The sequence below is a fragment of the Rhodococcus sp. MS13 genome, from assembly GCF_013277835.1.
Taxonomy (GTDB): Bacteria; Actinomycetota; Actinomycetes; order Mycobacteriales; family Mycobacteriaceae; genus Rhodococcus_F; species Rhodococcus_F erythropolis.
The window spans coordinates 219,497-238,514 of the sequence record NZ_VBTL01000002.1; the positions used below are offsets into that span (position 1 = coordinate 219,497).

Sequence of the window (19,018 nt, forward strand, 5' to 3'; positions counted from 1 at the left end):
CGCGGTTGGTCGGTGATCAAGCGCTCAAATCATGAGGTGCTCAGCCGAATTCGATCGAGGTGTTGATTTCCTCCACCTGGTTGGAGGTCTGCATGTTCGTCGTGTCGGTGAACTGATTCGCAAAGCTGACCAGGTAGACCGGCGAGTTGTCGTCGGCTTGGTAAGCGACGACTGTCATGACGGCGTAGAGCGGAACGTCCAGGTTTGGGGCGGTCCAGGTTCCGGAGAGGCGGAACCCCTGCTGTCCGTCGACGTCGATCTCGGTGTACTTCACCTCGGTCCATCCGTCGAGGGTGGCGATCGTTTCACGCGCAGCGGCAAGAACCTCGTCTTTTGTTGCGGTGCCTTGGTTTTCGACCGTCACGGTGGTGTTCGGCATGAAACCGCTGGGTTCCTGGCTGTTGCTGGACAACGCATCTGTAACGCCGGCAGGGATGTTCTCGCCGTGAGTCCAGCTCGGCGGGAGGCTGACGCTGATGCTCGGCGCTTCGGGGTCGTCGCCGGTTTCGATCGTCGTCCGCTCACCGATGAACGGTGTTCCGTCCCTCAAGGTCGGCGTCGCGGCAGCGGCAGACGACGAGGATGCAGAACTTTCGGAAGCAGTGGTCTCACTGGTGCTGGTATCACTGGAGACAGCGTCGCCGCTTTCCGAACTGCTGCATCCGGACAGGACGAGTGCAGCAGTGATCATTGACGCTATTCCGAGAGCAAGTGTGCTGCTCTTAGGGCTCATAGTGTGAAAGTCCTTCAGGTTCTGGCGACGGCCGAGCGCCGCCGGCAGCATTGCTGGCGCGGCTGAGACTATCAGCGCTAGGACGGCCTGGTAGTGGCCTTCAAGGTAATGGTGCTGCCGGGCCGCAGCTGTGCCAGCGATGCAATCCCTGCGTCGGAAACGACGGCGATGACCGGGTATCCGCCGGTCACGGGATGGTCTGCCAGAAACACGACGGGCTGGCCGCCTGGCGGCACTTGGATGGATCCCATCACGACGCCTTCGCTCGGCAATTCCTCGGTGCGTGAGCGATGTAAAGGCCCTTGGCCCTGCAACCGGACCCCGACTCGGTTGGTGTGTTCGGTGACTTTCCACGTGGTGTGAAGGAGCGCGTGAACGGATGCGGCGGTGAACCAGGAATTTCGGGGGCCGAGCGTGATCTCGATCGGAACCGCGCCGAGTGCAGGTGCGGGCGGTGGAATCAACTCTTCGGTGGGCCACGTCCCTTCCTCTGCCCCGAGGAGGAGTAGATCGCCGGCGGCGAGCGGCGGCGGCCCGAGCCCGGAGAGTGTGTCGGTGGATCTGCTGCCGAGTACCTGTGGGACGTCGACGCCACCGCGTGCAGAGATATACGTTCTCAACCCGGTTGTGCTGTAACCCAATTCGATAGTGCTGCCACCGCCCAGGTGGATGCTCGCGTAGTCAGGTGCCGGCCGTCCGTCGACGACCAGCGGCACCCGCGCGCCTGTCACTGCCACCGTCATCGAACCGACGGCCCGCATAGCAAAACCCCCAGTGGTGACTTCGATGGTTGCTGCTCGAAAAGTGTTGCCTACGAGTCTGTTCGCGCTGTCGTGCGAGATCATGTCGACGGCGCCGGATCTGCCGACCCCGAGAGCGCCGTAGCCTCTCCGCCCGCGGTCCTGAACTGTGGCGAGCGGGCCGGTACGCACTACCTCGAGCCAGGCCATGAATCCATTGTCCCGCAACAACGCGATGACGACACCAAAATCATGCTTGCACCGAAATCATGCACGGACAAACGTGACTGTGGTGCCGGGTAGAAGCAGCGCCGGCGGGCGGCGCTCGGCATCCCATACCGACAGTTCCGTCGTTCCGATCAACTGCCAGCCGCCCGGGGAACTACGCGGGTAGACGCCCGAGAACGGTCCGGCCAACCCGACTGCACCGGCCGGGACCTGCCTGCGCGGGTCCGATCGACGTGGAACTTCGAGCTTTCTCTCGTTGCTGGTCAGATACGCGAAGCCGGGGGCGAAACCGATGAACGCGACGGTCCACGACGCAGACGTGTGAGCCTCGATGACACCGTCGACCCCGAGTCCGGTCAGCTTGCCCACTTCGACGAGATCGTCGCCGTCGTAGCGGACCGGAATCGCGACAGCAGGCCCGCTCTCATCTGCTGTGAGTTCGATGGGTACGGCCCCACGTACCCATTTCTCCACGAGTTTGCGTCCGGTAATCGTGTTGTCGTACTCGATCAGGATGGTTCGCGCCGCGGGAATCAGATCGATCACTCCGGGGATCCGACTGGCGTCGAGAGCCCTGAAGTTGCCCAGCACGCTCGGCAGTTCGTCGTATTCGACGAGGACTGCGGATTCACCGGCTGGCAGGATCGTGATCATGTGAACGGCGTGATCTCGACGTCGGAGGATTCGAGGAGAGCGCGGATCGCTGCGGCCATGTCGACGGCTGCCGGACTGTCACCGTGTACGCACACCGACTCCGCGGTGATTTTGAGGGTGCTCCCGTCGACCGCATCCAACTCGCCGTCGACGACCATTCGCCGAACCCGTTCTGCAACAAGCGCCGGGTCGTTCAGAACGGCGCCCGACTCGGTGCGGGGGACCAAAGTGCCTTCTGCCGTGTACGCGCGATCGGCAAAAGCCTCGGCGACCACGTCGAGGCCGGCTTCGCGCGCCTCTTCCAGAAACACCGAACCAGGTAGTCCGAGAACAGGTAGCGAACTGTCGTAGGCAACGACGGCGGCGACCACGGCCCGCGCCTGCCGTCGGTGATGGACTATTGCGTTGTAAAGCGCACCGTGGGGTTTGACGTACGTGACCCGCGATCCGGCGACGCGAGCCAAACCGTCGAGTGCCCCTATTTGATAAATGACGTCGGCGGTGAGGTCTTTCGGGGACATGTCGATGAAGCGTCGGCCGAAACCGGCGAGGTCTCGGTAACCCACCTGCGCGCCGATCCGCACGCCGCGGGTGGCTGCGGATTCGCAAGTCGCCAACAGCGTTGTCGGGTCACCGGCATGGAATCCGCAGGCGATGTTCGCACTGGTGACAAGTTCGAGCATGGCGTCGTCGTCGCCCAGAGTCCAGGCTCCGAAGCCCTCGCCGAGGTCGCTGTTCAGATCAACGCTGTAGCCCATACCTCGATTCTAGGTAGGTATGGGCTCTCGGTGTTCAGGCGTGCGCCGGAATCCGTCCCGCATTCTTGCGACGTGCGGATCCGAAGAGTCGGCATATCAGGTAGATCACGAACGAGACCGAGGTGACGAAACTCGAGACGGGAACGCCGGGTGCCAGCGAGAGAAGGATGCCGCCGACGGCTGCCAGTTCGGCGAACACGACGGAGAGAATTGTCGCCTTGAGTGGGCTTGCCGTGACGTACGCGGCGGCCGCTGCGGGGGTGATCAGCAGCGACATCACCAGCAGCGCACCGACGATCTGTACGCCGAGTGCTGCGGTGATGCCGACCAACACTGCGAACACGATCGACAGTGCCCGAACCGGAACGCCGCGAGCTGCAGCAACTTCGGGGTCGGTGCTTGCGAACAGCAAAGGGCGGTAGATGAATCCGAGTGTGCCGATCACGATGACCGCGCACAGCAGCAGAAGTTCGAGACCGCTGTTTCCCGGCGCCACGATCTGTCCGACCAACAGTGAGAAGCTGGTTCCCGTGCGACCGTCGTACGCCCAGAGGAACAACACCGACAAGCCGAGACCGAAAGCCATGATCACGCCGATCACCGAATCTCGGTCGCGCGCTTTGGCTCCGAGCAGCCCGAACAGCACAGCTGCGACCACGGATCCGACGATGGCACCGAAGCCGACGCCCACACCGACGAGAAGTGCGGCGGATGCGCCCGTCAGTGACAGCTCACTCGTTCCGTGCACCGAGAACGACATCTGACGGCTCACGATCAGCGGCCCGATAATGCCTGCCAACAATCCGAGGATGGCACCGGCAATCAACGCCTGTTGGACGAAGTCGTACTGCAGTAGGTCGACGGTGGCGGACACGTCGAACATCCGCGACATCGCGTCGGTGAACTTGTTACTCACTGGTGGTGATCCTCATCAGAATGGTGAACGCCTTCTCCCGGCCGTAGTCCGCCTGCGCTGCCGAGCGCGTCGATGGCGTCTCCGGTGCCGATCACGACGAGGCGGCCACGAACCTGCAACACTTCGACGTCGGTGTTGTACAGATCCGAGAGAACCTCGGACGTCATCACTTCGGCCGGCGTCCCGATCCGGAATTTGCCGTCCACCAGATAGAGCACTCGATCGACCAAAGGCAGGATCGGATTGATCTCGTGCGTCACGAACAGCACTGCGGTTTCATGGCTGCGCCGACGCTTGTCGATCAGCGTCGAGACCAGGTGCTGGTTGGCGAGGTCGAGGCTGAGCAGCGGCTCGTCGCACAGCAGGATCCGCGGGTCGCCGACCAAAGCCTGCGCGATCCGCAGTCGCTGCTGCTCACCGCCGGACATGGAACCGATGGGAGCGTCGGCAAACGACTGGGCGCTGACCTGTGCGATGGCGTCGTCCACGATCTTGCGGCGACGACCCCGACGAAGTAGGCCAGTACCCCACTGGTGACCGTCGACGCCGAGGCCGACCAGGTCGCGGCCGCGGAGCGGGAGGCCGTCGTCGATGGATTTCTGCTGCGGGATGTACCCGACGTGTGAGTTCCCGGCCCGTGCCGGCGTGCCGACGATCTGTGCACTACCGCCGCTGAGTTGTAGTTGGCCCAGCAGAATCTTCAAGAGCGAGGTCTTGCCCGACCCGTTCGGCCCGAGTACGGCGATGAACTCACCTGGCTGTACCTCGAGATCGAGCCCGTCCCACAATGTGCGGGCGCCGAAAGACAATCGAGCGTCCTTCAGCGTCACAGCGGGCACGGAGGCCTTCGAAGGCACGGTGTTACCAGGAGGCACGGTGTTACCAGGGGGCACAGGAGTATTCGCGGAAGTTTCTGTCACAAGCCGATCGGTTCTTCTCGGAAATCGTGGGGCAAATAATTACTGGGCAGAGAGGGCGTTTGCGAGCGACTCCGCGGTCTGCGTCTGCCACTGAATGTAGTCCAGGCCCTCGGGGAGAGTCTCCGTAACCTCGACGACGGGCACTCCGGCGGTTTCGGCTGTGGTGCGCATGTCCTGGGTCACTTTGTCCTGCGTCTGGATGTTGTAGACCAGTGCGCGGGCCTGCTTCTCCGAGAGGAGCTGGCGCGTTGCGGCGATTGCGGCCGGTGAAGGATCGTTGCCGTCTTCGATGGCACTGGTGAACTCTTCGGGAGTTGCGTCCTTCAGTTCAGCTGCGACCAGGAGGTAGTGCGCGATCGGCTCGGTCTGCGCCACCGGTGCGCCCGCGTGGGCAGCGGCGATGGAATCGGCGATCGCTGTGACGCCGGCGAGCTTCTGGCTGTATGCCTTCGCGTTGTCCTCGTAGGTCGCCGCGTTGTCCGGATCGAGAGCGCTCAGCTGATCGGCAACCGAATGTGCGACGGCGTCGACGGTCGGAATGTCGAACCAGACGTGTTCGTTGACTGCGCCGTGGGTGTGACCGTCATGCGATTCGCCCGCGGTTTCGCCGGCGTGGATGCCGCCGTCGAGCAGGTTGTAGGCGTTGACCGTCTTCTGCTCACCCTTGCCCGCGTCGAGGACGTCGGTGATGAACTGGTCGTAGCCGCCGCCGTTGTAGACGACAAGCGATGCGTCGGTGATCTTGGCGGCATCGGCTGGAGTCGCCTCGAACGAGTGCGGGTCCGCGGACGGCTCGTTGATGATCGACGTCACCGTCAGCTTGTCGCCGGCGACGGCCTGCGCGACGTCGCCCCACACGTTCGTCGATGCGACGACGGTGATGCCTTCGTCTTTCGACGAGCTGGAGCTGCACGCGGTGAGCGCGAATGCTGCGGCGACCGAGACGGCCGCGAGGGCGGTGGCGGTGCGGAATTTCGACGACGAACGCACGTGCTTTTCTCCTGAACAAAGGCTGGGCTAAATGCTATTGGAAACCGTTACCGTTACACATTAGCGCATAGTCGCTGGTAGTTCACCTTCGGTTCAGCCCCAACGCGCCGTCTGCGGGCACTACGGCTAACGTCCGTTTATGCCCCGGTCCCGTCAGCCACGCCGTCAAGCCACTTTGGCGTCGCTTGCCGCCGAGCTCAATGTGTCGAGAACTACAGTCTCGAACGCGTACAACCGACCCGATCAGCTCTCCGTCGAGCTGCGGGATCGAGTGCTCCAAGCGGCCAAGCGACGCGGATATCCCGGACCCGATCCGGTCGCCCGCTCCTTGCGAACTCGCAAAGCCGGTGCCGTCGGTCTCCTGCTCACCGAAGCACTCAGTTATTCGTTCCGCGACCCGGCCGCCATGAGCTTCCTCGCCGGTCTCTCGGAATCGTGTGAGGACGCCGGCCAGGGCTTGCTGCTCATCCCGGCCGGGCCCGGCCGCGACGAGGTGGATGCTGCAGCCGTGGTCCAGCAGGCGGGCGTCGACGGCTTCGTCGTCTACTCGGTGGCCGACGACGATCCGTATCTCGCTGCCGTGCTCGAGCGTCACATTCCGATCGTCGTGTGCGACCAGCCTCGCGAGATCCCCGGTGCATCCCTCGTGGGCATCGACGACCGCGCTGCCATGCGCAAGGTCGCCGATTACCTCATCGGGCTCGGCCACCGTGACATCGGCGTGCTCTGCATGAGGCTGGGGCGCGACCGGATGGACGGCGTGGTCAGCCAGGAACGACTCAAGTCCCCGCACTTCCACGTCCAGCGTGAGCGCATCGAAGGAGTGCGCGACGCGATGGTGGCGTCCGACATGGACCCACTCTCACTCACGGTGATCGAGCGGTACGTCCACACATCGCAGTCCGGGCACTCGGCGGCGGCGGAAGCTCTCGCGACCAACCCCGAGATCACCGCACTGGTCTGCACCACCGACGTGCTGGCTCTCGGCGCCTTGGACTGGGCGCGCTGGCAGGGCATCGATGTACCTGGCCAACTCTCTATCACCGGATTCGACGGCGTCGACGAGGCGCTGCGCGAATCACTGACAACGGTGCGCCAGCCCCAGGAAGAGAAGGGCCGGCGCGCCGGTGCGCTCCTGATGTCGCCGTCTGGATCCGGCGTTCCGATAGTCGAGATGCTCGACACCGAACTACTGGCAGGGCGAACATCAGGTCGGATCAAGGGGTAGCGCTCACGCCAGGAGTTGGGCGCAGCGCAACAATCCCAGATGGCTGTACGCCTGGGGATGGTTGCCCAACGAGCGTTCCGCGATGGGGTCGTACTCCTCCGCGAGTAGTCCGGTAGGACCCGCTGCCGCGACCAACTGGTCGAACAGTGCCTCTGCTTGCAGGCGTTGTCCGATAAGTAGGTAGGCCTCGACGAGCCAGGCGGCGCAGAGGTGGAATCCACCTTCGATGCCGGGCAGGCCGTCGTCGTGATGGTATCGGTATACCGTTGAGCCGCTGCGTAGTTCAGCCTCGGTGGCTACGACGGTTGCAGCAAAGCGTGGATCCGTCGGATCGATCAGTCCCGACAGTCCGATGTGCAGAGTAGCGGCGTCGAGATCGGTACCGTCGTAGGCCGCGGTGTACGACTGGACGTCGTCCTTCCAGCCTTTGTGTCGTACTTCGTCGGCGATCTGGTCACGCAGTTCCGCCCACTCGGGCAGAGCCTCGCGAGAAAAGCGAGTAGCAAGATCGACGGCGCGATCGACGGTGACCCAACCCATCACCTTGGAATAGACGTGGTGGCGCGGGTTGTCGCGAATTTCCCAGATGCCGTGGTCCGGTTCGAACCAGCGCCGCTGCACTGCTTCGACCATGGCGCACACCAGTTCCCAGTCGCGATCACTCAAAGGATCGGGAGCACCGGCCTTTTCGCGTGCATTCGCCAGTTCGACGATCAGCTCGACGATCGGGCCGAACACGTCCAGTTGAACCTGCTGATTCGCGGCGTTTCCGACGCGGACCGGCCTGGAGCCGGCGTATCCGGGAAGTGAATCGATGACGGCCTCTGGCGGTAGCGAAGTCCCGTAGAGCGTGTAGAGGGGGTGCAGGCGCTCGGGTCCCGGCAGCGTTTCGAGCACGCGGTGGACCCAGTCCAGATAGTTCTCGGCCTCGTCGGTGGACCCGACGCTCACGAGAGCTGTTGCGGTGAGGGCGGCGTCGCGCAACCAGCAATAGCGGTAGTCCCAGTTGCGGACTCCGCCGATCTCCTCCGGCAGGGATGTTGTGGCGGCGGCCATGATGGAACCGGAATCGGCATGAACCAGCCCGCGCAAGGTCAACGCAGAGCGTTTCATCAAGTCCGGCTTCAGCTTCGGCAGTTCGAGCGTCTTGGCCCAATCGGACCAGTATGCCTCCGAGGTCGCTCGACGCTCGAGTTCCGGAACTTCGGAAGGGCCGAGTTCTTCTGTTCCGCAGCGCAATTCGAGTACGACGTCACCCTTGGACGGCTCGACGATGGCGTGGGCAGTCTGCTGGTTTCCGTCGGTTGCGATGTTCCACAGCACACCAGGGGAGCGGAGCACGTACGGCTCGTTGGTGCCGAGGACTCGAATGCCCTCGTCGACGACCTCGAGCGTGACCTGACCCTGGCCGAACTCGGGACGGGGTGCAAACGAGACGATCGCGTCTGCCTGACCGGAAATGATGCGGGTCAGGTCGGTTCGCCCCTGCGGGACGTCGTGGGGGAGGTAGTCGGTGACGGACAGGCTCGCCCAACGGGTCTGAACGGTCATCGTGCTGTCGATGTACTTCTGGCTCAGAGGAAGGGCAGTGCGGCGAGGCCCGACCGAGAAGTGCCCTGCCCCGGTTCCGCCGAGAAGGTGCGCGAAGACCGCCGCGGAATCCGGTTCCGGGTGGCACAACCAGGTCAGCGTCGCATCCGGGGTCACCAAAGCGACGGTGCGCGGACTGGCGAGCATCGAGAGTCGCTCGATGGGCGGAGCGTCGGCACCGGAAAGCCACGTACGACGCTCGTCGAGCAGGAACGCCAGAGCAGCAGCGACATCCTCGGTGCTGTCGACGCGATAGTCGGCGACGGTGTCCCCGCTGCCGACCTTGATTCCGATGTCCGGCCCCTGCAGCCTGCTGAACGCCTTTTCGTCGGTCACGTCGTCCCCGATGAAGACGGCAGCGGTAGCGCCGTCCTGATGGCGGATCAAGTCGAGTGCGTGGCCCTTGTCGGTGGCGATGACCGCCAACTCGACCACCGACTTACCCTCGGTGACCTGAACACCCGGCCAGAGTGCCGATTCGGTGCGAACGGCGATGAGCGCCTTCTCGGCGTCGTCGGCGCTCGTGTTGCGTACGTGCAAGGCGACGCTGGCGGGCTTCTTCTCCACAGTTGCGCCGGGGGTATCGGCGGCAATTCGGCCTAACTCGGTGACGATCTCGTCGAGCAGTTTCCTGGCGTCGGCGTCGATCGCGTGAACGAATCCGATGTCGAACTCGGAGCCGTGGCTGCCGACCAATTGCACTTCGGCGGGAAGCCGAGACAGCGCCGCCAGATCCTTGAGGGCGCGGCCCGAGATCACGGCAGCAGTCGTCGACGCCAGGCTGGCGAGGGAGCGGAGCGCACGCACCGTTTCCGCGCGGGGATACGCCTTGTCCGGGTTGGCGACGATGGGTGCCATCGTCCCGTCGTAGTCGGAGGCTACGAGCAGACGCGGCGTGCGTGCCACGCCCGACAGCGCTCGGCGGAGTTCGATGGACAGATCTTGTGCGCTCACCTCTTCAAATCTAGGTGATGCAGCGACTCCTGGCTCGATACGTTTCTGCCAGATCAGTGCAAAAATGACAGATGCGACAAAGGATGTCTATTCGGGTTTCCGTGTTCCATCACCGAGCAGCAGTTCAACCGTCAATTCCAGTCGATTGGCGACATCGGTAGCCGAAGAACGTCGCGTGAGCCAGGCCACCAAATTGGACAGCCACACATCGGAGATCACGCGCGCGATTGCCAACTGCTCTTCGGTCGGCTCCTCTTCGGTCATCGCTCGTGCGAAGAGGCGGTCCATCAACTGGCCCACCTGATCGACCTCTGCCGCTGCGGAGGCGTCGGCGAACATGAACGCGCGAGTCATGGCTTCGGTGAGGAGCGGATCGCGCTGCATCGCGCGGGTGATGAGGCTGAGGATCAGCTGCATCCGCTCGAGCGGGCTGGTTCCAGGTGGGATCTTGCCCTTGGAATCGATCTTCTCGAATTCGCGTGCCAGAGCGGACACCAACAGGTGAACCTTGGATGGGAAGTAGCGATAGAGCGTTCCGACTGCGACGTCGGCGCGCTCGGCCACGGCGCGCATTTGAACAGCCTCGTAACCACCCTTGGACGCCAGGGCGAGGGTTGCGTCGAGAATCCGCTTGCGGCGTTCACGTTGCGCGTTGGAGCTGAGATCGTCGTCCCCGAGCGTTGCAGAAGCAACCGCGTTGGAGCGGGATCGGGATGTTGTGGTCATCGACAAATTCCTTCGCGCCTTGACTCTTGGCCAGGTGTCATATTAGAACACGTTCTAAACAATTGTGTCACTTATCGAGAGGCGGGAACCAGTTGTGACAATCGCCACGACCGATGAACAGCGGGCGGTCCAGGAATCGATAGAGGCCTGGGCTCGCTCGGCCACGCCGATGGACATGGTACGCCGTGGACCAGCAGTTTCGTGGCGGGAGAAATGGTCCGAGTTCGCGTCTCTCGGGATATTTTCGGTCGCCGTTCCTGAATCGGTAGGCGGAGCCGGAGCCGAAATCGTCGATCTCGCAGCAATGCTCGAGCAGGCGGCAATCGAACTCGTGCCGGGTCCTGTTCTCACGACTGCGCTTGCAGCTCTGGTGGTTGGGCGTAGTTCGTCGCCCGCTGCCAAACGCTGGTCCGAAATGCTCGCCGACGGTGCGTTGCCGTGTGCCGTCGTATTGGACGAAAGTCCAGTTGCGGCAACGGCGAATGCGTCCGGCGGCATCGAGCTTCATGGCGAAGGAGGTTACGCCTGGGGTGGAGACTCGGGCGTATCGGTCCTCGTGTCGGCGGGCGTGGTGTCGGAAGGTGAAGGCTCGCGTGTCGTCTGGGCTCTCGTCGACGGAGACAGCGAAGGTGTGACCTACGAAGCGGTCGACACGATCGACAAGTCGCGACCACTGGCGCGAGTCTCCTTCGACCGAGTGACGGTCGACGCCGACCGAATCCTCGATGACATTGCGCCAGGATCGGTTTCCGATCTAGCGGCGGTACTTGGGGCTGCCGAAGCTGCCGGAATTGCGGCGTGGAGTCTGCGTACTGCGGTGGAGTACGCGAAGATTCGCGAACAATTCGGAAAACCCATCGGTTCGTTCCAGGCGATCAAACATATCTGTGCCGAAATGCTGTGCCGAGTGGAAAATGCCGGAGCTGTCGCCTGGGATGGTGCGGTCGCTGCAGAGTCGGGCGACGAACTTCCGATCGCGGCGGCGGTGGCGGCCGCGGTGTCTCTGGACGCCGCTGTCGACACGGCAAAAGACTGCATTCAAGTGCTCGGCGGCATCGGATTCACCTGGGAGCACGAGGCGCACTTCTACCTTCGTCGAGCACTGTCGCTCCGGCAGATTCTGGGTGGATCGTCCCGCTGGCGCGCACGCGTCGTTGAATTGACGATCGGCGGTGCACGGCGTCACCTTCAGATCGACTTGAGTGAGCTGGAATCCGACCGGTCCGACATTCGCGAAGAGGTAGCGCAATTGGTGGCGCTGCCCGAATCCGAACAGCGCAACGCGTTGGCCGAATCGGGCTACCTTGCGCCGCACTGGCCTAAGCCGTACGGCCGGGGCGCCAAGGCCGCGCAACAGATTTTGATCGAAGAAGAGTTGGCGGCCGTCGGTATCGGCCGACCCGATCTCGTGATCGGGTGGTGGGCAGTTCCCACCATCCTCGAGCACGGCAGTGCGGAGCAGATCGAAAGATTTGCGACACCGACGCTCAAGGGTGAGATCACTTGGTGTCAGCTCTTCAGTGAACCTGGTGCAGGTTCCGATCTTGCCGCGCTGCGTACGACCGCGGAGAAGGTCGACGGCGGTTGGAAGCTGAACGGCCAGAAAGTCTGGACTTCGCTTGCGCGTGAAGCTGACTGGGCCATCTGCCTCGCCAGAACCGATCGCGAGGTTCCCAAGCACAAGGGCATCACGTACTTCCTTCTCGACATGAAGACGGCCGGGATTCGGATCTCGCCGCTGCGTGAGATCACCGGCGATGCTCTGTTCAACGAAGTCTTCCTCGACGACGTCTTCGTGCCGGACGACTGCGTCGTCGGCCAGCTCGGCGGAGGCTGGAAACTGGCCCGAACGACCCTCGCCAACGAGCGAGTCGCGATGAGCGGGGGCTCTTCGCTCGGCGGTGCGATGGAGGAATTGCTCGAGCTGGCGGGCGATCCCGATCCTGTGGTTGCAGACAAGCTCGGTGGGCTGATCGGAACCGCCATGGTGGGCTCGTTGCTGGAATTGCGCACGACACTGCGGCAATTGGATGGTCAGGATCCGGGCCCGGCGTCGAGCGTCCGCAAGCTGGTGGGCGTGCGCCAGCGTCAGAATGTCGCAGAGTTCGCCATGGAATTGGGTGGCCCAGCCGGATGGGTGGAGGGTCCGCTCTCGCGTGAGTTCCTCAACACGCGATGCCTGTCGATTGCCGGCGGGACCACGCAGATTCTGTTGACCGTCGCCGCGGAGAGAATTCTGGGCCTGCCCCGTGATTAGACGGCGTGAGTAGAGGCCTTTAGAAATGTCCACGTTGGTGATACAACTAGAACACGTTCTACATCAGAGACAGGATTGCCAGCGTGGACTTCACTCCCGATGAAACCCAGGAAGCGGTAGCCGAGGTGGCTACCGCGCTCCTTGCCCGCGAACTGGAGCCGGACGCGCTCTGGGCGGCATTCGCCGAAGCCGACCTGCTCACGTTGGCACTGCCCGAGCGTCTGGGCGGCGAGGGCCTCTCGGTCACCGACGTCGGCTCTCTGCTCGTCGAGGTCGGCCGAGCCGCCGCTCCCATTCCGGCTCTCGCAACCCTCGGCTTCGGCGTACTTCCCATCGTTGCTCTGGGGACCGACGCTCAGCAGGACGAATTGCTCACCGGAGTCAGCGCCGGACGGGTATTCACCGCGGCGCTCGGTGAGCCGGGTCAGCAGTTCCCGGCGCAGCCGTCGACCACCGCCCATCAGTCGGGCGACTGGTATCGCGTCAGCGGGACGGTGCTTGCCGTGCCTTTCGCGGCGAGCGCACACAGAATTCTTGTGCCCACCGACGCCGGAGTCGTTCTTGTCGATCCGACCGCCGCCGGCGTCGCATTGACGCCGACACCCAGTGCGTCCGGCAGTCCCGAGTTCGCAGTCACGATGGACGAGGCAGTCGGTGAACTTCTCGGTGCCGGCGAGGAAGCCGTCCAGGCGCTGTACCGGATCGCCACGGCGAGTATCGGAGCCGTTGCAGACGGTTTGGTGTCCGGTGCCGTCGATCTCACTGCGGCACATGTCGGCTCACGCGAGCAATTCGGCAAGCCGCTCGCCACGTTCCAGGCGGTCTCACAGCAGATCGCCGACGCCTATGTCACCTCGCGGACACTTCACGTCGCGGCGTTGTCGGCGTCCTGGCGCGTGTCGGAGGGCCTGGATGCCCAGTCGGACCTCGACGTCATGGCGTACTGGATCGCCCAGGAAGTACCCGCCACAATGCAGGTGCTTCACCACCTGCACGGCGGTCTGGGCGTCGACGTCACGTATCCGCTTCATCGTTACTACTCGACTGCAAAAGACTTGGCGCGCCTGCTCGGCGGCGCTTCGCAGCGACTCGACCTCGTGGGGGCCCGGTGTTCATCGATCTGACCGACAGTCAGCGCGCATTGCAAGCTGAACTTCGACGCTACTTCTCGACGCTGATCTCGCCCGAGGAGGCAAAGATCATGCGTGTGGAGCGCCATGGCCCTACCTATCGTGAGGTCATCCGTCGTATGGGCAAGGACGGTTGGCTCGGCGTCGGCTGGCCGGTGGAGTACGGCGGACGTGGGTTCGGTGAAGTCGAGCAGCAGATTTTTGTCAACGAGGCTGTGCGGGCGGATGTCCCACTGCCTTCGGTGACGTTGCAGACCGTCGGTCCGACTCTGCAGAAGTACGGCAGCGAGGAGCAGAAGCAGAAATTCCTGCCCGCGATCCTCGCCGGTGAAGTGCACTTCGCGATCGGCTACACCGAACCGGAAGCCGGCACCGACCTTGCAGCCCTGCGTACTTCGGCGGCACGAAACGATGACGAGTACGTCGTCAACGGCCAGAAGATTTTCACCACCGGCGGGCATGACGCCGATTACGTGTGGCTCGCCGTGCGAACCGGGTCTGCCGATTCGCGGCACCGCGGCATCTCCATCCTGATCATGGACACCAAAGATCCCGGCTACACCTGGACCCCGATCATCACTTGCGACGGTGCGCATCACGTCAATGCCACCTACTACGAGGACGTTCGCGTTCCGGCGAACATGCTTGTGGGTGAAGAGAATCAGGGTTGGCGCCTGATCACGACGCAACTCAACCACGAACGCGTCATGCTCGGTCCGGCAGGTCGCGTCGCAGGGATTTACGACCACGTCTTCGATTGGGCCAAGCGTGAAAACCTGCTCGATCACGTTGACGTACGACGCGCGCTCGGCGAGATTCACGCGACGTATCGCCTCAACGAACTGCTCAACTGGCAAGTGGCATCGAGTGATTCGGAGTCGGTGGACATTGCCGACGCTTCGGCAACCAAAGTATTTGCGACCGAACGCATCCAGCGAGTCGGTCGACTCGCGGAAGAGATCGTCGGACGGTACGGAAATCCGATCGATCCCGAAACGGCTGATCTCATGGAGTGGCTGGACATGCAGATCAAGCGCAACCTGGTGATCACCTTCGGCGGTGGAGTCAACGAGGTGATGCGCGAATTGATCGCTACCGCCGGCCTGAAGCTTCCCCGCGTTCCGAGATAGGAAACAAATCGTGTCAGATCCCATTCTCACTGCTGCCGAGCGGGTTCGAGAGGACGGGCCAAGCGCTCCTCGCGCCGGCCGGGACCCCGTGAACTTGCCGATGATCCGCAACTGGGTCGAGGCGATCGGTGACGAGAACCCGATCTACGTCGACGAATCGGCCGCCCGCGCCGCCGGACACGACGGAATAGTCGCGCCGCCGGCGATGGCGCAGGTATGGACGATGCGCGGTCTGGGGGCAATTCGAGAAGCCGATGATCCGTTGGGCCGGATGACGGACATTCTCGACGAGGCCGGATTCACGTCTGTCGTCGCGACCAACTGCGATCAGATCTACCACCGCTATTTGAAGCCGGGTGAAGAAGTCACCATCTCCTCGGTGTTGGAAGACGTAGTGGGACCGAAGAAGACAGGTCTTGGTGAAGGGTGGTTTTTCACTACCCGTAGCTTCTGGCGGGTAGGCGAAGAACTGGTCTCGGAGATGATGTTCCGGATCTTGAAGTTCGCGCCGCCGGTAAGTGAGCGCCCCTCCACTGACGTACCTGCGGACCTGGACGCATCTCGGATGCTGCGCCCGACGGCGTCTCTCGACACACAGTTCTTCTGGGACGGTGTCGCCGCACACGAGTTGCGTATTCAACTGCGTGCGGATGGTTCGGTGCAGCACCCACCCGTGCCCGCGATCTGGAAGGACAAGTCGGAGCAGACCGACTACGTGGTCGCGTCAGGACGGGGAACGGTCTTCAGTTTCGTCGTTCACCACGCGCCCAAGGTTCCTGGTCGGTCGTTGCCGTTCGTCGTTGCCCTGGTCGAACTGCCTGAGGGTGTGCGGATGCTCGGCGAATTGCGCGGCGTCGATCCCTCGAGTGCGTCGATCGGAATGGAGGTGGAGGCGATCTACCTCGACTTCCCCGGAGACGACGAGACCGGGGGAACTCCCTGGACTTTGTACGCCTGGCAGCCGGTTGGGGCTTCTGCGGTTTCGGCGGTTCCTGCGGTTTCAGCGGGGAAGGAGTGACGATGACTTTGACGACGGATATCACTGTGGGAGAGGTTCTTCCGCAGCTCTCGATTTACGGCGACCCGACGTTTGTGGTCTCGGCAGCGCTCGCTACCCGCGACTTTCAAGATGTTCACCACGACCGTGATCTCGCACAGAAACGCGGCTCGAAAGACATTTTTGTCAACATCCTCACCGACACCGGCCTGGTGCAGCGATTCGTGACCGACTGGGCAGGACCGCGGGCAGTACTCACGTCGATCAAGCTGCGCCTCGGGGTCCCGTGGTACGCCTACGACACTTTGACGCTCTCCGGCACGGTGACCTCCTACGACGAGGATCTCGTTTCGCTCGCGGTGGTCGGCAAGAACAGTCTGGGAGATCACATCACTGCGCAGGTCACACTGGCATTTCCGGCGTCGGGCTCGAATGGAGACATTGAAAACGGAGACATTGAATGAGCGCATTGTCCGGCAAGGCTGCGATCGTCGGAATCGGAGCCACGGATTTCTCGAAGGACTCCGGTCGCAGCGAACTGCGACTGGCCGCCGAGGCTGTTCAAGCCGCGTTGGACGACGCCGGTCTGACACCCGCCGACGTCGACGGTCTTACCTCGTTCACCATGGACACCAACACCGAAGTGGCAGTGGCTCGTTCGGTGGGTATCCCGAACCTCAAGTTCTTCAGTCGTATTCACTACGGTGGCGGTGCCGCTGCGGCGACGATTCAGCAGGCGGCCATGGCAGTTGCCACTGGCGTCGCGGACGTCGTCGTGGCCTATCGCGCATTCAACGAGCGATCGGGTGCGCGTTTCGGGCAGGTGAACTCCGGCCTTGTGGCGCAGGTCAATTCGTCGGGAACGGACAACGCCTTTTCCTATCCTCACGGATTGGGTACTCCCGCATCGTTTGTCGCGATGGTCGCGCAGCGATACATGCACGTATACGGAGCGTCCAGCGAGGACTTCGGTCGAATCGCCGTCGCGGACCGTAAGCATGCAGCCACCAATCCGAAGGCGTTCTTCTACGGAAAACCGATCACCCTCGAGGACCATCAGAACTCGCGATTCATCGCTGAACCTTTGCATCTCCTCGATTGCTGCCAGGAATCCGACGGCGGCATCGCCATCGTAGTCACCTCGGCAGAACGAGCCAAAGATCTGAAGAACACCCCTGCCGTTATCGCTGCCGCAGCACAGGGCAGCGGGGCAGATCAATACATCATGACCAGCTATTACCGCGACGGTTTGACCGGCCTACCGGAGATGGGCCTTGTCGGCGATCAACTCTGGTCACAAAGTGGGCTGCGCCCGTCGGACATGCAGACGGCGATCTTCTACGACCACTTCACGCCCTATGTTCTGATGCAGCTCGAGGAACTCGGTTTCTGCGGTAGGGGAGAGGCCAAGGACTTCATCGCCGGTGGCGCAATCGAACTCGGAGGCAAGCTTCCGATCAACACCCATGGTGGACAGCTCGGCGAGGCATACATCCACGGGATGAACGGTATCGCCGAGGGAGTTCGGCAGATCCGTGGTACTTCGGTCAACCAGGTCGACTCCGTCGAGAATGTACTGGTGACTGCAGGAACGGGCGTTCCGACATCAGGGCTTGTGCTGACTCGCTGATCGTTGTGAGCACAGCTTCATCAAGCGTCACGGCCTGTTGGCACCGCATCGAGGTCTCCTTCGATGCGGTGCTGGCCCGTGTTCTGTTGTGCCCGAGGAGTACTACCTCAGGTTTTGAAGGTGGTGTTCGCGGGCTGCGGGTGCTGTTGCGGGTCGATCGAGGGCGGTGGGATGAACCACGGTTTGTTGTCGACGCCGATGCGGATTACCCACTTCCCGACGAAACCGGCTTTTCGGTGCATCAACCGGTGATGTGAACGGCACAGCAGGACAAGGTTGCTCATCACCGTCGGGCCACCGTTCGCCCAGTGTCGAATATGGTGTGCATCGGTCCAGGCCGGTACACATGTGCAGCCGGGGAACGCGCAGCCCTTGTCTCGGGCGATCAGGGCCACTCGCTGTTCGGCGGTGACCAACCTCTTTCCGGGTTTCACATCCAAGGGCGCCCCGTGATCGTCGAGCAGCACCGTGGACAGGAAACAATCACAACCGAGGAGTCTGGTCTGCGAGACGGACAGTGGTCCGAGCCACGGCATGTGCCCGACGTCGAGATCCGACACAGCCACTCCACCACCAGAAGCAGCGGGTGCGGCGGCGCAGTCACGGTGCTCCGCGAGATCGCGGGCGTTGATGTGCACGTTCACGTGCGGACGCTGACCGCCGTCGGTGCCGGTTTTCGCGCAGTCCAGGTAGCGGCGGATCAGTTCGGTGAACCCGTCCGCCGTGCGTTTCGCCGCCGACCGGGCATCGGGGGTTCCATCGGGTGCCGGGGTGGGCATCGTCAGATTCGACAGGGCGGAGAGCAGCATTTCGCCGGTGAGAGCATCGAAATCACCTCGCACCACCACCCGACCGTTCAACGTCGACGCGATCCGCAACTCGTTGCGATCCACATCTTCCGCGGGCGGAATCTCATCGGACTCGAACACTCGCTCCAAGGTCGCGATCACGTTCCGCACCTTCGTGGTCGTCGCCTCCACGCCCGACGCAGCAGCCAACAACAAATCGATACAGCGAGGCAATGCGGCGTCCGGCATGCCCTTCGGCGGGGATTCACAGAACGCCACGATCAACACGGCATGCTCGAAGGAGCAATCCCCGCCATCGAACCGGGCAGCCACCGCCGGAAACGGCCGCAGCGCCGCACCCAACGCGGCAATCTTCTTCCCGTCCCGAACCTGCAGCATCGTGTTCGCCGCCAACCAGCACCCCACCCCGCGGCTGGCAATCACCTGATCATCCGGGCGCATCGAGAGTTCGTCGACCACCGCCACCCGAACGGCCTCGAGCCGCAGAATCTCCGCGCTCACCGACACCGCAGCCGCACGCAACTCAGAAGCAGACAACTGCCACAGGCGTCCGCGCAACCCCACCGCAGAACCCGACACCACATCCGACAACAAGACACTCATTGAATCCCCCGATCCCCTCCCCAAA

General features: G+C 63.0%; 17 protein-coding genes. 7 read left to right on the top strand and 10 right to left on the bottom strand.

Annotation, left to right across the window (positions count from 1 at the left end; all coding sequences use genetic code 11):
- Positions 1 to 40 precede the first annotated feature (40 nt).
- From FEZ59_RS03470 to FEZ59_RS03500, 7 genes are all read right to left on the bottom strand, one after another.
- The gene (locus tag FEZ59_RS03470) at positions 41 to 733 is read right to left on the bottom strand and encodes an LpqN/LpqT family lipoprotein (RefSeq protein WP_020968394.1); all 693 of its coding nucleotides are present in this window, start codon (positions 731 to 733) and stop codon (positions 41 to 43) included.
- Positions 734 to 810: 77 nt separating this feature from the next.
- Complete coding sequence (locus FEZ59_RS03475) at positions 811 to 1,683, bottom strand: biotin-dependent carboxyltransferase family protein (protein WP_172932251.1); 873 nt, start codon at positions 1,681 to 1,683, stop codon at positions 811 to 813.
- A 57-nt stretch (positions 1,684 to 1,740) separates the two neighbouring features.
- Entirely contained in the window at positions 1,741 to 2,355 is a 615-nt protein-coding gene (pxpB, locus tag FEZ59_RS03480) for a 5-oxoprolinase subunit PxpB (protein ID WP_020968396.1), read from the bottom strand.
- Positions 2,352 to 3,113 (bottom strand): 5-oxoprolinase subunit PxpA, encoded by a 762-nt coding sequence (locus tag FEZ59_RS03485; RefSeq protein WP_153213487.1) that lies wholly within the window; start codon positions 3,111 to 3,113, stop codon positions 2,352 to 2,354. Before FEZ59_RS03485 ends, pxpB begins: the two co-directional genes overlap by 4 nt.
- Positions 3,114 to 3,147: 34 nt before the next feature.
- Complete coding sequence (locus FEZ59_RS03490) at positions 3,148 to 4,029, bottom strand: metal ABC transporter permease (protein WP_003945811.1); 882 nt, start codon at positions 4,027 to 4,029, stop codon at positions 3,148 to 3,150.
- On the bottom strand, positions 4,026 to 4,886 hold the full coding sequence (locus FEZ59_RS03495) for a metal ABC transporter ATP-binding protein (protein WP_256063853.1): 861 nt from the start codon (positions 4,884 to 4,886) through the stop codon (positions 4,026 to 4,028). The genes FEZ59_RS03490 and FEZ59_RS03495 overlap by 4 nt, the downstream gene beginning before the upstream one ends.
- Before the next feature lie 102 nt (positions 4,887 to 4,988).
- A complete protein-coding gene (locus tag FEZ59_RS03500; protein WP_172932253.1) occupies positions 4,989 to 5,939 on the bottom strand; it encodes a zinc ABC transporter substrate-binding protein in 951 nt (316 codons plus the stop codon).
- Positions 5,940 to 6,078: 139 nt separating this feature from the next.
- On the opposite strand from FEZ59_RS03500, the gene FEZ59_RS03505 reads away from it, so the two are divergent.
- Entirely contained in the window at positions 6,079 to 7,167 is a 1,089-nt protein-coding gene (locus FEZ59_RS03505; RefSeq protein WP_007733995.1) for a LacI family DNA-binding transcriptional regulator, read from the top strand.
- A gap of 3 nt (positions 7,168 to 7,170) precedes the next feature.
- Here FEZ59_RS03505 and otsB read toward each other — a convergent pair whose 3' ends face one another.
- Both otsB and kstR read right to left on the bottom strand, forming a co-directional pair.
- Positions 7,171 to 9,711 carry a trehalose-phosphatase gene (gene otsB / locus FEZ59_RS03510; protein ID WP_019746851.1) on the bottom strand — a complete coding sequence of 847 codons (2,541 nt, stop codon included), beginning with the start codon at positions 9,709 to 9,711 and terminating at the stop codon, positions 7,171 to 7,173.
- A gap of 87 nt (positions 9,712 to 9,798) precedes the next feature.
- Positions 9,799 to 10,437 carry a cholesterol catabolism transcriptional regulator KstR gene (kstR, locus tag FEZ59_RS03515; RefSeq protein ID WP_003945752.1) on the bottom strand — a complete coding sequence of 213 codons (639 nt, stop codon included), beginning with the start codon at positions 10,435 to 10,437 and terminating at the stop codon, positions 9,799 to 9,801.
- Positions 10,438 to 10,531: 94 nt separating this feature from the next.
- Between kstR and FEZ59_RS03520 the strand changes: the two genes are divergently transcribed.
- The 6 genes from FEZ59_RS03520 (at position 10,532) to FEZ59_RS03545 (ending at position 17,581) form a co-directional block, all read left to right on the top strand.
- Positions 10,532 to 12,694, top strand: a complete 2,163-nt coding sequence (locus FEZ59_RS03520) for an acyl-CoA dehydrogenase (RefSeq protein ID WP_070385795.1) — start codon at positions 10,532 to 10,534, stop codon at positions 12,692 to 12,694.
- Positions 12,695 to 12,777: 83 nt separating this feature from the next.
- Positions 12,778 to 13,818: an acyl-CoA dehydrogenase family protein gene (locus FEZ59_RS03525; protein ID WP_019746853.1), complete on the top strand. Its 1,041-nt coding sequence runs from the start codon at positions 12,778 to 12,780 to the stop codon at positions 13,816 to 13,818.
- Positions 13,803 to 14,954, top strand: coding sequence for an acyl-CoA dehydrogenase family protein (locus tag FEZ59_RS03530; protein WP_019746854.1), 1,152 nt, complete (start codon positions 13,803 to 13,805; stop codon positions 14,952 to 14,954). Before FEZ59_RS03525 ends, FEZ59_RS03530 begins: the two co-directional genes overlap by 16 nt.
- 7 nt (positions 14,955 to 14,961) lie before the next feature.
- Entirely contained in the window at positions 14,962 to 15,972 is a 1,011-nt protein-coding gene (locus tag FEZ59_RS03535) for a bifunctional MaoC family dehydratase N-terminal/OB-fold nucleic acid binding domain-containing protein (protein WP_047890310.1), read from the top strand.
- Between the two features lie 2 nt (positions 15,973 to 15,974).
- Positions 15,975 to 16,415, top strand: a complete 441-nt coding sequence (locus tag FEZ59_RS03540; protein ID WP_020968404.1) for a MaoC family dehydratase — start codon at positions 15,975 to 15,977, stop codon at positions 16,413 to 16,415.
- The gene (locus FEZ59_RS03545) at positions 16,412 to 17,581 is read left to right on the top strand and encodes a lipid-transfer protein (protein ID WP_003945661.1); all 1,170 of its coding nucleotides are present in this window, start codon (positions 16,412 to 16,414) and stop codon (positions 17,579 to 17,581) included. Before FEZ59_RS03540 ends, FEZ59_RS03545 begins: the two co-directional genes overlap by 4 nt.
- Positions 17,582 to 17,688: 107 nt before the next feature.
- Here FEZ59_RS03545 and FEZ59_RS03550 read toward each other — a convergent pair whose 3' ends face one another.
- On the bottom strand, positions 17,689 to 18,993 hold the full coding sequence (locus FEZ59_RS03550) for an HNH endonuclease signature motif containing protein (protein WP_134998447.1): 1,305 nt from the start codon (positions 18,991 to 18,993) through the stop codon (positions 17,689 to 17,691).
- Positions 18,994 to 19,018 lie beyond the last annotated feature (25 nt).

Excerpts from the sequence above, each read along its gene's own strand:
- FEZ59_RS03470 (WP_020968394.1), bottom strand. The coding sequence starts at position 733 with ATGAGCCCTAAGAGCAGCACACTTGCTCTCGGAATAGCGTCAATGATC.
- FEZ59_RS03475 (WP_172932251.1), bottom strand. The coding sequence starts at position 1,683 with ATGGCCTGGCTCGAGGTAGTGCGTACCGGCCCGCTCGCCACAGTTCAG.
- pxpB (WP_020968396.1), bottom strand. The coding sequence starts at position 2,355 with ATGATCACGATCCTGCCAGCCGGTGAATCCGCAGTCCTCGTCGAATAC.
- FEZ59_RS03485 (WP_153213487.1), bottom strand. The coding sequence starts at position 3,113 with ATGGGCTACAGCGTTGATCTGAACAGCGACCTCGGCGAGGGCTTCGGA.
- FEZ59_RS03505 (WP_007733995.1), top strand. The coding sequence starts at position 6,079 with ATGCCCCGGTCCCGTCAGCCACGCCGTCAAGCCACTTTGGCGTCGCTT.
- kstR (WP_003945752.1), bottom strand. The coding sequence starts at position 10,437 with ATGACCACAACATCCCGATCCCGCTCCAACGCGGTTGCTTCTGCAACG.
- FEZ59_RS03540 (WP_020968404.1), top strand. The coding sequence starts at position 15,975 with ATGACTTTGACGACGGATATCACTGTGGGAGAGGTTCTTCCGCAGCTC.
- FEZ59_RS03545 (WP_003945661.1), top strand. The coding sequence starts at position 16,412 with ATGAGCGCATTGTCCGGCAAGGCTGCGATCGTCGGAATCGGAGCCACG.
- FEZ59_RS03550 (WP_134998447.1), bottom strand. The coding sequence starts at position 18,993 with ATGAGTGTCTTGTTGTCGGATGTGGTGTCGGGTTCTGCGGTGGGGTTG.